The 13,604-nt window shown below is 67.4% G+C and carries 8 protein-coding genes; 6 read left to right on the top strand and 2 right to left on the bottom strand.

What is annotated here, in order from left to right:
- Positions 1 to 67 precede the first annotated feature (67 nt).
- Positions 68 to 1,246 (top strand): MFS transporter, encoded by a 1,179-nt coding sequence (locus ACLJRM_RS29610; RefSeq protein ID WP_410664914.1) that lies wholly within the window; start codon positions 68 to 70, stop codon positions 1,244 to 1,246.
- A 717-nt stretch (positions 1,247 to 1,963) separates the two neighbouring features.
- Here ACLJRM_RS29610 and ACLJRM_RS29605 read toward each other — a convergent pair.
- Complete coding sequence (locus tag ACLJRM_RS29605; RefSeq protein WP_101612795.1) at positions 1,964 to 3,151, bottom strand: GNAT family N-acetyltransferase; 1,188 nt, start codon at positions 3,149 to 3,151, stop codon at positions 1,964 to 1,966.
- A 31-nt stretch (positions 3,152 to 3,182) separates the two neighbouring features.
- Complete coding sequence (locus tag ACLJRM_RS29600) at positions 3,183 to 4,085, bottom strand: alpha/beta hydrolase (RefSeq protein ID WP_410664913.1); 903 nt, start codon at positions 4,083 to 4,085, stop codon at positions 3,183 to 3,185.
- A 97-nt stretch (positions 4,086 to 4,182) separates the two neighbouring features.
- Here ACLJRM_RS29600 and ACLJRM_RS29595 point away from each other — a divergent pair, with 97 nt between their 5' ends.
- The 5 genes from ACLJRM_RS29595 (at position 4,183) to fxsT (ending at position 13,603) form a co-directional block, all read left to right on the top strand.
- A complete protein-coding gene (locus tag ACLJRM_RS29595) occupies positions 4,183 to 5,217 on the top strand; it encodes a helix-turn-helix domain-containing protein (RefSeq protein WP_410664912.1) in 1,035 nt (344 codons plus the stop codon).
- 176 nt (positions 5,218 to 5,393) lie between these two features.
- Positions 5,394 to 6,110 carry a S1 family peptidase gene (locus ACLJRM_RS29590; RefSeq protein WP_101612798.1) on the top strand — a complete coding sequence of 239 codons (717 nt, stop codon included), beginning with the start codon at positions 5,394 to 5,396 and terminating at the stop codon, positions 6,108 to 6,110.
- A 183-nt stretch (positions 6,111 to 6,293) separates the two neighbouring features.
- The gene (locus tag ACLJRM_RS29585) at positions 6,294 to 8,105 is read left to right on the top strand and encodes a hypothetical protein (RefSeq protein ID WP_410664911.1); all 1,812 of its coding nucleotides are present in this window, start codon (positions 6,294 to 6,296) and stop codon (positions 8,103 to 8,105) included.
- A gap of 13 nt (positions 8,106 to 8,118) precedes the next feature.
- Complete coding sequence (locus tag ACLJRM_RS29580) at positions 8,119 to 9,201, top strand: AAA family ATPase (RefSeq protein WP_101613794.1); 1,083 nt, start codon at positions 8,119 to 8,121, stop codon at positions 9,199 to 9,201.
- 1 nt (position 9,202) lies between these two features.
- Complete coding sequence (gene fxsT, locus ACLJRM_RS29575; RefSeq protein ID WP_410664910.1) at positions 9,203 to 13,603, top strand: FxSxx-COOH system tetratricopeptide repeat protein; 4,401 nt, start codon at positions 9,203 to 9,205, stop codon at positions 13,601 to 13,603.
- Position 13,604: the final 1 nt, after the last annotated feature.

Here is a 13,604-nt window from a genome sequence, read left to right as displayed (position 1 = left end):
CACCCCGCGGCCGGAATCGCCGGTCCCGCAGGGGTTTCTTCGTCATGCTCGTGAATCGAGAGAGAAAATGGTCACCCGAACCGAAAGTGCGCATTCGACCCTGAAGGGCTGGGCCGGGGTCGCCGCGATCACCGCCAGCCTGTTCGTCTTCCTCACCACCGAACTGATGCCCGTCGGCCTGCTCACGCCGGTGAGTTCCAGCCTGGGCATCTCGGTGGGCGTCGCCGGCCTGATGGTCACGCTCTACGGCGTCTCGGCCGGGCTCGGCGTGCCGTTCATCGTCGCGTGGACGCGGCGGATCAACCGGCGCGTCCTGCTCTCCACCTTGCTCGCGATCCTGGCCGTCGGCAACCTGATCACCGCGCTCGCGCCGAGTTATCCGCTGGTACTGGCGACACGGCTCGTCATGGGCTTCGCCAACGGGGCGTTCTGGGCCATCGGCGTCGGCATGGCGATGCGGATCGTCCCGGACCGCCACGCGAACCGGGCGGCGGCGGTGGTGATGTCCGGTATCTCGATCGCCACGGTGCTGGGCATGCCGCTGGGCACCATCCTGGAAAGCCTCACCAGCTGGCAGACCACGTTCCTGATCTGGAGCGGGCTCAGTGTCCTGGTGTTCCTCGCCGTCGTCGTACTGGTCCCGTCGCTGCCGTCGGCGAACGCGGTTTCGGTACGGGAGGTCTTCGGCCTGCCGCGGGTGAACGTGCGCCTGCGCTCGGTCCTGATCACCGTGGTGCTGTTCGTCCTCGGGCATTTCGGCGTCTACACCTTCATCCGTCCCTTCCTGGAAGGCACTTCCTCGGCGTCGCCCACCTTCATCACGGTGTGCCTGATCGTCTTCGGCGCCGGGGGAGCGGCGGGGAACTTCGTCGCCGGGTATTTCGTGGCGAGGAACGTGTTCGCGAGCTTCACGGTCGGTGCGGTCTCGCTCGTGGTGTCGCTGGTGTTGCTGCTCACCATCGGCAACGGACCGGTCGGGGTGATGATCGCGCTGGCGCTCTGGGGTTTGTCCTACGGTGTCGTGCAATTGAGCCAGCTCACCATGACGCGGAATTCCGCCCCGGAAACGTTCGAGGCCGCGATGTCGTTGAACACCTTGGCGTACAACACTTCCATCGCGCTCGGCGCGTTGTTCGCCGGACTGCTGGCGGACAACGCCGGGATCACCAGCGTGGTGTGGTTCGGCGTGGTGCTGACCGCGGCGTCGCTGCTCTTCACGGTCGGCACCCGCCGGGTCGGGAGCTAGGTGGTAAAGGGTAAATCAAAGGTGGCGTGACCGAGCCTCTGTGGTGAGGGCCCCCTTCGCAGTGTGGTTCTGGACCGGCCTGCGGGCGCCAGTCGTTCCCCAAGTGTTCACAAGGGACATGCTCTGGTGGTCGAATGTCCGGTTGATGGCTAGACATGCGGTTTCCGAGACGGTCGTGAGTGGTAAGGAGGGGTTGGAACCCGCATTGCCACTCATGAGAGCCCGCCCTGACGCAGCAATCATCGACGGATCCGCGACGCCGACTGTGTGGATTTTGGGACGTTGGATGCCCCAAAATCCACACAGTCCCGCGTGACCGGTCCGATCATGGCGGGGTGTGTGGAAATAGGGACGTTGGATGTCCCTATTTCCACACACCCCTCACCCACGGCGAAGGGCCTGCCTGGGAGACCTGGAGCCTGAATGTCCTAAAGGGATGCTTTTCGCGATGCAGGCGTCCGATTCAGGCGCAAAGCGGTCATATGGACGTCAAGCAGACATCTAGCCGCCTGGAAGTGTCCTGAGTGGATAGTCAGAGCGCGGTTGGCTCTCGTCGGCCAGTCCAGATCCGCCCCGGCACGACCCGGCCGCGAAACATGACATGTTGCCCTTCTCCTCAGTAACCCGAAACGCCACTCACGACCACCCTGGCCCACTCGCGAACAAGACGCGCTCGCCCTTCTCCTCACTGTGAAACACGTCTGGCGCCGTCACCGGTCAGAACCAGTGCAGGCAGTGCGGGGAACGTTCGGCGCGGAACAACGCGTCGGCCAGTGCGCCCACTTCCGCGTGGCGCGCCCGGACGCGCCCGGCGCGGATGAGCTTGCTCGGGGCGGTGCCGCCGAGGTAGAGCGAACCGAGGTCGCTCGCGTCCAGGGACAGGTCGGGTTCCCGGTCCGTCGGGACGCAGGTGGCTTCGCCGTCCCGGACGGTCAGCAGGTAGCGGCCGTGTTCGCCGAGCGCCGGGTCGTCGACGTCGAGGACGAGCTCGCCGTCGGCGAACCAGCCGCGTGCGGTGAGCGCGCGGGGGATGTCCAGCAATCGCACCCAGAGCCAGTCGGTGTCGTCGCCGACCTCCCCGGCACGGAAGTCCTCGAGCTGCCAGCGCAGCGGGTGGTCGGGCGGGCAGTGCTTGAACACGACCTGGGTGACCAGGTCGTGTTCGAGCAAGAACCGGGCCAAGGCCGTGGAGACCTCGTCGTCGGCGGCGATGGTTTCGTCGACCGTGAAGGTGCCGCGCTCGCTCCGCCAATAGCTGGCGTACCCGTCCGGGACACCTTCGGCGTCACGGTGGACGGCGACGTAGCGCGGTGTCGCGGAGATCGGGGGCTGCCCCGCCCCGGCGGCCCACAAACGGTGCGGTCGCGACAGCGCGCCGGGGCGGGTGCGGCGGTACCGGTCGTAGACCTCTTCCAGGATCTCGCCGCAGTCGGCACGACGCAGCACCTCGATCGCACCGGGCGCCGTACCACCCGCGGCGAAGGCGGCCTGGCGGCGCGGCACCGTCAGCCGGTGGGTGTAGGTCGCGGGTCCGTAGCCGAACCTGCGGTAGATCAGGGCCTCCGAGGCCAGCAGGACGGAGAGGATTTCGCCCCGCGCCCGGAAATCGGCGAGCTGATGCCGCATCATCGCCGTGAGCACACCCCGGCGCCGGTGCGTGGGCAGGACGCCGACTGCGGTCACCCCGGCGGCCGGGACGACGACCTGACCGGGGAGGGTGAGCTCGAACGAGTACGCGGCGGCCGTGCCGACGGGCCGCCCGTCCTCCGTCTCGGCGAGTATGCCGCGGTCCAGTTCGAGTGCGGACCAGATCTTGCCCCAGTTTTCCGGGAACTCCGCGAAAATGGCGAACATGGTGGCGAGGAAGGCGTCGCGGTCCTCGTCGGTGGTGGCGCGGATCTTCATCGGCACAGTGCATCGCCGCCCCGTGGCCGGGTCAAGCGATTTGCAGCGCCCGGCGCAGGGCGTCGCCCAGTTCGGTGATCTGGCGGCGCGACACCTCGGCGGACAGGATCGCCTGCGATCCGTGGAAGGTGCCGGGCCATTGGTGCAGTTCGACCGAGACCCCGGCCTGCAGCAGGCGGACCGCGTAGTCGATGTCCTCGTCGCGGTTGGGGCAGAGTTCCGCGGTGGCCACATAGGCAGGTGGCAGGCCGGAGAGGTCGGTGGCCCGCGCGGGGGCGGCGTAGTACGAAGGGGCGGGCCGTCCCGCGAGGTAGTAGTGCCACATCGCGGTGACCCTGGCGCGGTTCACCCAAGGCGTGTCGGTGAAGGTCCGCGCCGACCAGGTCTCCTGCCGGTCGTCGAGCCCCGGCTGGTTGAGCAGCTGGAACCGGATCCGCGGCCCGTGTTCGTCACGGGCCCGCAAGGCCGTGGCCGCCGCGAGACCGCCGCCCGCGCTGTGCCCGCCGATCGCGATCCGGTCCGGGGTGACGCCGAGGTCCGCCGCGTTCTCCGCCGTCCACTCGAGGACCGTGTAGGCGTCGTCGAGCGCGGCGGGGAAAGGGTTCTCGGGAGCCAGGCGATAGTTCACCGAGATCACCACCGCCCCGGAAGCTTCGGCGAGCCGCGCGGCCCACGGGTGTTCGGTGTCCAGGTTGCCCATGACCCACCCGCCGCCGTGCAGCCAGATCACGGCACCTTGCGCCTCGTGTGGGCGATAGACGCGGATCGCGACGTCCGGCTCGCCGGGCACCGTCCGGTCCTCGACCGTCATCGCGGAGGTGTCCGGCCGCGGCACCGACGTGGCCAGCTTGGCGAAAGTCTCGCGTTCGGCGATCGGGTCGTCCAGGGTCGACACGGGGAAGAGGGCGATGAAGGCTTCCAGTTCGGGATCCATGACGACGATCCTGCCGGTCGCCCGGTCCGGAGGTCGCCCGCCAAGCGTCGCGCGTAAGCGCTCCGGCGCGCGACGATCGCCGCGTACGCTCGCGAACATGGAGGCACTCGCCGCGCGGTTGTCGCATCTGGATCCCGACGTCGAAGGCGTGATCCGGGTCGTGATGTTCTACGACACGCTGATGCGGCGGCGGGTCGACCTCCCCGCGCTCGCCCGCGCCACGGCGGGGCTCGCGGAATGCGCGGCGGGCATCCGGCTCCACGGCACGGGGCGCACGATCCGCATGGCGCCCGACGGCCGCGAACCCGCCACCCCGCTCGCGTCCACGTCCACCACGACGGCGATCACCCTCGACGAGGAAGAGATCGGCTCGGCGTGGCTGGAACGCGACGGGGACCCCGGCGCCCTCGACGAAGCCGTGCTGGACCGGCTCGCGATCGCCGTGGCGACGGTCGTCGAACGGTACGGACCGGCGCGCACCACGATGGCCGATCCGGCACTGGTGGAACTCGTGATCAGCGCCGCCAGCGACGACGCCGCCAGGAACCGGGCACTGCGCTTGCTGGGTTTCCCCGCCGAGACGCCGATCAGGGTGGTCGCCGTCCGCTCGGGGATCCCGCTGGAGAAGATCGGCGGCCTGATCTGCCCGGCCCGGCCGGTCAAGGCGGCGCCGCTCACGGACGTGGGCATCATCCTGGCCACCGCGGTGGATCCGGCCCGGATCCCGGAAGGCGTGCGGGCCGGGATCGGCGCCACCGAGTGCCCGCACCGGTCGTGGCAGGACGCCAGGACCGCACTTCGGTTCACGACCGTTCGGCAGCCGGTGATCCACTACGACGATCTCGGAGCGCTGGCGCTGCTCGCGCGGATCCCGGCGGAGGACACCCGGGCCAACGCCGACGTCGTCGCGATCACCGCCCTGTCGGCGGATCCGGAGGACCTGCGGACGCTGGACGCCTACTGCGCCACCGGTTCCGTGCGCCAGGCCGCCGACTCGCTGCACCTGCACCACAGCAGCGTCGCTCGACGGCTCACACAGATCGGGAAGAGCCTCGCCATCGCACTGCACGAACCCGCCGGCCTGACCCGGGCCAGGCTCGCCCTCACCGCTTGGCGACTGCTCGACGAGTGAACGCATACCTAATGATCTTCGCCGGATACTCAAAAATCACCGGCGGCCGTCATAGTAATAAATAGGTAGCCCACGCGAACTTTCGTCGGTTTCCGGCTTCCCTTGGCACGACACAGAATCAGCGCGTAAGTCCCCACGGACGCGGCCGGTATCCGGTCGCAGAAATGAGTCGGAACATGCGACTGCGCTCCCTCGCCCTGCTCGCCGGCACCGCCTTCATGGCGCTGCTCGGTTCGATTGCCCCCGCCGCGACCGCCGCCGAGCCCTCCGGCGCGCAGCCGATGATCATCGGTGGCCAGTACGCGCAGAGCGGTCCTTGGGCGGCCCGGCTGTTCGTGAACGGCCAGCAGAACTGCAGCGCGACGATCATCGCGCCGCAGTACATCCTCACCGCGAAGCACTGCGTCGCCAGCAGTGGCAGCTACACCTTCCGGATCGGCAGCCTCGACCAGCAGAGCGGCGGCACCATGGCCACCGCGGCCAGCATCACCCGCCACTCGGGTGCGGATCTCGCCATCGTCCGGCTGACCAGCTCGGTCAACGCCACCTACGCGCCGCTGGGCACCACGAGCAACGTCGCGGTCGGCCAGAACGTCCAGGTCTACGGCTGGGGCGCGACCAGCCAGTGCGGTTCCGAGATCAACTGCCAGTCCCGGTACCTGAAGGTCGCCACCGTCCGGGTCAACTCGGTCAACTGCAGTGACTACAACGGCGGTGTCGCGGTGTGCGCGAACCGCGTCGACGGCATCACCGCCGGCGGTGACTCGGGCGGTCCGATGTTCTCCGGCGGCCGCCAGGTCGGTGTCGCCTCGACCAGTGACCGGTCGAACAACACCGCCTACACCAACATCACCCGTTACCGCAGCTGGATCCAGCAGGTCGCCGGCGTCTGACCCCCGGTGAAAGCGGAGCCCTCCCCGGCGCGGTCGGGGAGGGCTTCGTTTTCGGTGGGCAAATCACCAGCACGGAAACGGGAGAACATATTTGTCAATTGACACTCAACCCCGGGCCGATTGACGCGATAATGTGGCGGTCGGCGCCGACGGGTCGGCGCCGTGGACCTTGGGAGGGGGCCAGTGGCGCAACCGACGCAGGCTCTCGACCGCACGATCGTCGTGGTGGACGTCGCGGGCTTCACCGCTCCGGAACGGAACCCCCTCGATCGGCTCGCCGTGCGCCGGGGCATGTACGAGGTGCTGCGGATCGCTTTCGCCGAAAGTGACGTCGACTTCGATTCCTGCGTGAGCGAGGACCGCGGCGACGGCGCGCTGATCCTGTTGCCGCCCGGCACGACCAAAAGCCTTGTCGCCGACCGCTTGCCGGATAGGATCGCGGTCGCCCTCCGCCGGTACAACCACACGCGGACCCCGCAGGCGCAGATCCGGCTGCGGGTGAGTCTCAACTCCGGTGAGGTGCTGAACGACGGAAACGGGTGGGTCGGCGACGCGGTCGACACCGCATTCCGGATCTTGGACGCGCAGCTCGCGAAGGAGGCGTTCGCGGAATCCGACCGGATGATCGCGTTCATCTCGTCGCAGCGCTTCTTCGCCGATGTCATCGCGCAGGACCCCGGCCTGTTGCCCGAGTTGTACAGTCCGATACCGGTTTCGGTGAAGACATTCACCGGAATGGCTTATTTACGGTTACACGGCGAACTCACCACGCCCGCCACGAAACCGGCATCTCTCGCGGCCGAGGCCGCCGAAGACCTGTTCCTGGCCGACCTGAACAACGCGGTTCTGGAGTTGATCCCCCGCAAGGACCTGGCGACGCTGCATCGACGGCTGACCCGGATGGAAGTCCCTCGCCTGCCGGTCATGGTGGCCCGGGCGCTCGGGCCCGCCGTGGCGCTGCCGCCGCTGGACGGCGTCACCGACGCGTGGGACGCCTTTCACCTGCTCACCGATTTCAACGCCGGCCCGGACGGGATCCCGCCCGCGGTGACGTTTCTGGCCCTGCTCGCGGAAAACATGGAAGGCGAGCCGGGCGCCGTCCTCGGGAACTGGATCGCCGACCATGCCCGGGCGCTGCGGATCGGCCCGGCCATCGCGCATCAGCGGCAGAACAGGCCGCCGATTCCCGAGCGCCCCCATCTCTACTTGGTGATCATGATCGAACCGGTTTCCGCCGACCCCACACGCTGCACTCTCGCGTTCTGGCGTCAAGACGACCCGGAAGTGTGGCCACCCGCGCTGGGTGGAGTGCGGGAAATCGGGATAGACGAGGTCGAGTACAGGGTCGATGACGTCATCCTGGAGACTGAGGGAGTCTGGTCCGGTCAGAGCGTCTCCGCGTCCGTGGAATTCCTGCTGCCGAGGACGTTGATCAATTTGCCGGTGCAGCGGTGGGCCAAGGAACATGGGACGGGCCAGCCCCAGCCGTTGCGGTACGGGTATCGGCTGGGAATTCGGTCTTTGGAGAGGATGCGGGCGAGGCATTGGCATCGCGCATGGAACGTTCGCTGGGACTCGATGGTGAAGGATCCCACCGCCGACCGGCTGCACTATTCCGGTTGCGAGGAGTTCGAGGGGCACCCGATCGACGCGGTACTGAGCGACGATCACTGGGTCGGGCTGGTTTTGACGAAACCGCCGTCGCTGCAGCCGGAACCGGGGGCCGTACCGGACGAACTGACGGCCGCCCTCCGCAGTGGATTGCCGGTGGTGCTGTGGCATCCGGACGCCGAGCCGGAGACTCTGCGCGAGTTGCTCGACTGGGTATTGGCCGCGGACGACGGTTTTATCAAACTTCCGGATCGCCGCAAACTGGCGAATTCCGGTATGGCCGTACCGTTCAAGAATTCTCTGGCTCACGATCTGGTGGTAATGTGGGACGACCCGAAACGCGTAATCGTTCTAGACCAGCCGTTGATCCCGAGTCGACAGTAAGGGGATGCCGCGGATGAGCGCGAACGATCAAGACGCGACCGTGAACGGGCGGACGTCCCGGCCAGACGCACCCGATTGGTGGATTTACCGGGGGACCGGCAGGCCGATCCACGACATCGATCTCGCGCAGTTGCTGCCCGCGCCGCCGCCATGGCGTTCCTATCGCGGGGATCCGCCGCCGGAGAACGAGGTGCCGCCGCCGGACGACGGTGAGGTGGAGCGCCGTCTCGGTACCGCGTTCACGCTTTCCGAGCAGGACACCGACGCGGGCGAGCTGAACATGGTGAACGCCGCCCTTTATCTGCGGCGTCCGTTGCTGGTCACCGGGAATCCGGGGACCGGGAAGTCCAGCCTCGCCTACCGGATCGCCAGGGAACTCGGCCTCGGCCGGGTGCTGCGCTGGGCGATCACCAGTCATACCGCGTTGAGTTCCGGGCTGTACGGCTACGACGCGATCGGCCGGGTCCAGGCCGCGGCGACCAGTCAGGCCCAGCTCGGTGGCGAGGCCGAAGAACCCCCGATCGGTGATTTCGTCCGGCTCGGCCCGCTGGGGACCGCGTTCCTGCCCGGCCGGTTGCCGCGGGTGCTGCTGATCGACGAGCTGGACAAATCCGAGGCGGATCTGCCCAACGATCTGCTGTCGATCTTCGAAGACGGTGAATTCTCGATCGAGGAACTGGCCCGGGTGCGCAACCGGCATCCCGAAGTCACCGTGCACACCGCAGACCCGCAGCGCACCGCCGTCGTCCGTGACGGCCGGATCGCCTGCCATGCCTTTCCGATCATCATCATGAGCAGCAACGGAGAGCGGGAGTTCCCGCCCGCGTTCCTGCGCCGGTGCCTGCAACTGCGGATCGAGAACCCCGATCACGACCAGCTCGCGGCGATCGTCGCCAGCCATCTGGTCGCGGAGAACGGCGAACACCGGGACAGGCTCATCCGCGAGTTCGCCGAACGGAGCAAGGCGGAAGGCGGTCTGCCCACCGACAGGCTGCTCGACGCCGTCTATCTCGCGACGTCGGGTGCGTACCAGCCGGATCAGGAGGCGTGGCCGCGGCTGGTGGACGCTCTCTGGCAACGACTGACGGTGCGGTGACATGGGCAGGCCGGGCGGTGTGTCCGACTCGCGCTCCGTCCCGGTGACGGAGCAGCGGAGGCCGGGCACTCCCCAGGGAGTCAAACGGTTCGAGTTCAAGGATCTGGACTGGACCGATGTCGCGGACATCGTGTGGCTGGCCGCGGCCATCACGCCGAGGCGTACCGGCGACGAGGTCACTCCCGACGAGGAGCCGAAGCCGGCGTCCGACGAGGTGCGGATCCGCAACGAGCCCTCGGAACGCGGGGAAATCCCTCCGCCTCCTGAGCCCAGGCTGTCTCAGATTCCCGATGCCACTCCGTCGAGTGATGGTGATGGCCGGGTCGTCGAGATCGAAGCCGTTCCCGGTGAACTGCCCGAACCCGCGGTGGAAGGCTCGGGACCGGGCGGGGCGGTACTCCTGGAATCACTGGAGTACTTCCGCGTACTGAGAAAGCTGAAACGGGAGACACCCTCGCTGCGACACAACAATGTGGTCCTGGACGAAGTGGCGACCGCCGTCCGGGCCGCGGAGACCGGACGGTGGTGGCCTGTCACCCGGTCGAGAAATGAGCGCTGGCTGGATCTGACGCTCGTCCTCGACAACGGTCCGTCGATGGCCTTGTGGCGGCCAAAGGTGTCCGCGTTTGTCGAATTGCTCCGTCAAGTGGGTGCTTTCCGTACCATTCAGGTCCGGCTGTTGGAAACCGCGAAGGACGACGATCAGGAGGATCTCGTTCTTCGAGGTGGCACGGCGGGAGCGCCGGCGCGGGACCCGAACGAGATTCTGGATTCGTCGGGACGGCGTGCGGTACTGCTGGTGACCGACGGTGTCGGGGACGCGTGGCAGAAGAAGGACGCGCTCTATCCGATACTGGCGCGCTGGGGCCGGACGATGCCGGTGAGCATCGTGCATCTGCTTCCTCAATGGCTGTGGGGACGCTGTGGCATGAGCCCGCAGAAGGCCCGGCTGAGGGTCCCGAACGCGTTGGCCCCCAACGGTCGCTGGACTTGCGACCTCGCGGACGCGTGGCTCGAGCCCGAGTCGAAAATCCCTCGGGACACCGTGCCGGTGCCGGTCCTCGAACTGCGGCCGAGGGCACTCGGATGGTGGGCCGGACTGATGACCGGCGAAAACGCCGCCGGTGTCGAAGGAACGGTAGTACTCACGACTGAACGGATTTCTCGCTCCGATTCCGGTGACCGGCCGGTAACTTTGTCACCCGCCGAAAGAGTGCATAGATTTCGCAGTGTTGCGTCTCCGCCGGCGCTACGCTTGGCGCAGTTGCTCGCGGCGGTACCGGTCCGTCTCGACGTGGCGAAGCTGGTGGGACAACGGTTCGTGCCGGAAGCAAGACTGGAGCACCTCCTGGAACTTTTGCTTTCAGGCATCCTGTACGCTCCCGGCCTTAGGGAAGGGAAGACCACTTGGGACACAGGTGGCCTTTTCGCATTTCCCGAGGCAGTCCGGGAAATGTTGCTCAGTGGCGCGCGAAGGTCGGAAACGGCCAGTGTCGTCCGAGTGGCGGCCAATCACCTAGGTCGAAGGATTCCGCTGCTCGGTCACCTCCGAGACGCACTTGCCGACCCGCACAACACGCCGGATCCAGTGCTCACTCATGAGTCCTCGTCTGACGTCGAACTGGAAAGTGTGCTGATGCGCGCGCTGTCCGGGCCTTATCTGTCCCGGGCGGACCGGTTGCGGAACGTCGTTCAAGGGCAGAGCCCTGTCCTGCCCACCCTTGAACCGAGACTGACATCCAAGACTGTGAGCCCCCAGATGCCTGAGACGGCCGAACGTCCGCCTGCCTCGACTGCCGTGACCCAGGGACGTTCGTCTTATCTCGGTGACCCCGAAGCGAACGAGCCGACGACCAGGATCGTCCATCCCGCGGCGTCGGAAACATCCCGGCACTTCCCGGAACGCCAACCCGATGACCCGCCCTTGGTGTTCGGGAACGTCCCGCCGCGCAACCCGAACTTCACCGGTCGTGACGAGCTGCTCGACCAGCTCACCAAGCGGTTGAGCAGCGGTACCACCGCGGTGCTCCCCTCGGCGTTGCACGGCCTCGGCGGTATCGGCAAGACCCAGATGGCCACCGAGTACATCTATCGGCATCTGCAGGACTACGACCTCGTTTGGTGGATCGACGCCGCACACACCACCCAGATCCGCGCGGGCCTCACCGAACTCGCGGGACTGCTCGGTCTCCCCGGCGCGTCGGAGGCCACTGTCGCGGTCCCCGCGGTGATCGAGGCGCTCCGGACCGGGCGGCCGTTCCGTCGCTGGCTGCTGATCTTCGACGCCGCGGAGACCCCTGAGTCCGTACTGCCGTACTTCCCGCGCAACGGTCCCGGTGAAATCCTGATCACCTCGCGGAACTCCGACTGGGCCGGTATCGCGCGCCCGCTGGAGCTCGCGGTGTTCAAACGTGAGGAAAGTGTCGAGCTGCTCGGCCGTCGCGGTCCGGAGATCGAGCCGGCCGACGCCAACGAGCTCGCCGAGAAGCTGGGCGATCTGCCGCTGGCCGTCGAGCAGGCGGCCGCCTGGCGTGCGGTGACCGGGATGCCGGTGCAGGAGTACCTGCGCCTGTTCGACGAGTCCGTCGAGGAAATCCTCGACACCGCCACGGCGCCCGACTACGAGGTTTCCGTCGCGGCGGCGTGGAACGTGTCGTTCGAGGAACTCAAGACCCGCAACCCCGCGGCGCACCAGATCCTGCACATCTGTGCCTTCTTTTCGCCTGAACCGATTTCGCGTGATCTGCTCACCGGGGTCAGCCGGGTTTCGATTTCCCCCGAGCTCGACGCGGCGCTGCGCGATCCGATCAAGCTGGCCCGCGCCATCCGCGACATCAACCGGTACGGCCTCGCGAAGATCGACCACGGCAACAACACCCTCCAGCTGCACCGTCTGGTCCAGCTGGTCCTGCGCAACCGGGTGATGGCCCGTCAAGTGCACGCGAGGATGCAGCACGGCGCCCACCAGCTGCTCGCCGCGCTGGACCCGAACGACCCCGAGTCCAGCAGGCATTGGTCGCGTTACCGTGAATTGCTGCCGCACGTCTACGCGGCGAACGTGCTCGACTGCGACGACAGCTGGCCGCGTCAGCTCCACATCAACCTGATGCGCTACCTGTTCGAATACGGTGACCACGAAGAAGCCACCCGGCTCGGCCTCGAAGCACGGAAGCGATTCACCGACACCCTCGGCCCCACCCATCCGCAGACCCTCGAAGTTTCGTCGAGGCTGGGTCTCTATCTGTGGTCGGTCGGCCGGTACGCCGAAGCCTCGGAACTCAACCAACGCACTCTCGCCCTGCGCCTCCAGGTGTCAGGTGAAGAGAACGAGGAGACCTTCGCCCTCCAGCGGAACATCACGATCGACCTCCGGGCCCAGGGCGACTTCGCGGCGGCGACCAAACTCAGCGAAGAGATCTACCACAAGGCCAAGCGTATGTTCGGCGAAGACGACCCGGAGACGCTCAACGCCGCGTACCAGCACGCGATCAGTCTTCGGCTCAGCGGCGCCTACCGTGCGGCGGAGGAACTGGACCGGGACACCTTGCGCCGTCGGATCGAGGTTCTCGGCCGCGACCACGTCCGCACCTTCGGCGTCAACAGTTCCCTGATCGTGGACCTGCGTGAGGCGGGGGAGTACGGCCAGGCCCGAGTCCAGCAGGAACGGCTGACGGAGAACTTCCGAGCCCGCTTCGGTGACGACCAGCTGGACGCGGCGAACAACGCGTTCCTGCTTTCGGTCGCCAGGCGCAAGGACGGCGACCACCCGGGCGCGCTCACCCTGTCCATGGACGCCCTCCGAAGGTATCGGCTGGTCTACGGTGATGACCACTCCATCACGATGGCCTGCGCTCTTGCCCATTCGATCGACCTTCGTCATTCGGGTGACCTGGCTGCGGCGAGGAAGCTCGGCGAGGAAACCTTCGAGCGCTACCGCAGCGGTCTCGGCGAGCAGCATCCGCACACCCTCGCGGCCAACGCGGACCTCGCGGTGACGTTGCGGCTCCAAGGTGACCCCGCGGCGGCTCGAGTCCTCGACGAGCGCGCTCTCGAGCATTTCCGTGCCACCATCGGCCCGGACCATCCCTACGCCGTCATCGCCACGATCAACCTGGCGAGTGATCTGTCGGCGTTGGGCGAGCTCGACAGGGCGGTCGAACTGGGGCGGGACGCGGTCGAGCGCGGCAAGCAGGTGCTCGGGGAGGAACATCCCACCGCTCTCGCGGCGGCTTTCAACCTCGGGCTGGATCTGACCGCCCTCGGCCGGGCCGAGGAGGCTGCGCCGTTCCATGACCCGATTCTGGTGAAATACCGCCGGGTCCTCGGCGAGGCCCACCCGGGAACGCAGGCCGCGGACCGCGGTGTCCGCGGTGACTGCGACATCGACCCGATGCTGATGTAGC

This window comes from Amycolatopsis sp. lyj-84, assembly GCF_046549075.1.
Lineage (GTDB): Bacteria > Actinomycetota > Actinomycetes > Mycobacteriales > Pseudonocardiaceae > Amycolatopsis.
Note: the sequence above shows the minus strand (reverse complement) of the source record. Positions and strands in the feature narration are given on the sequence as shown.

Bases quoted from the DNA above. Each gene is read 5' to 3' on its own strand.
- ACLJRM_RS29595 (WP_410664912.1), top strand. From the start codon at position 4,183: ATGGAGGCACTCGCCGCGCGGTTGTCGCATCTGGATCCCGACGTCGAA.
- fxsT (WP_410664910.1), top strand. From the start codon at position 9,203: ATGGGCAGGCCGGGCGGTGTGTCCGACTCGCGCTCCGTCCCGGTGACG.
- ACLJRM_RS29590 (WP_101612798.1), top strand. From the start codon at position 5,394: ATGCGACTGCGCTCCCTCGCCCTGCTCGCCGGCACCGCCTTCATGGCG.
- ACLJRM_RS29605 (WP_101612795.1), bottom strand. From the start codon at position 3,151: ATGAAGATCCGCGCCACCACCGACGAGGACCGCGACGCCTTCCTCGCC.
- ACLJRM_RS29600 (WP_410664913.1), bottom strand. From the start codon at position 4,085: ATGGATCCCGAACTGGAAGCCTTCATCGCCCTCTTCCCCGTGTCGACC.
- ACLJRM_RS29610 (WP_410664914.1), top strand. From the start codon at position 68: ATGGTCACCCGAACCGAAAGTGCGCATTCGACCCTGAAGGGCTGGGCC.
- ACLJRM_RS29580 (WP_101613794.1), top strand. From the start codon at position 8,119: ATGAGCGCGAACGATCAAGACGCGACCGTGAACGGGCGGACGTCCCGG.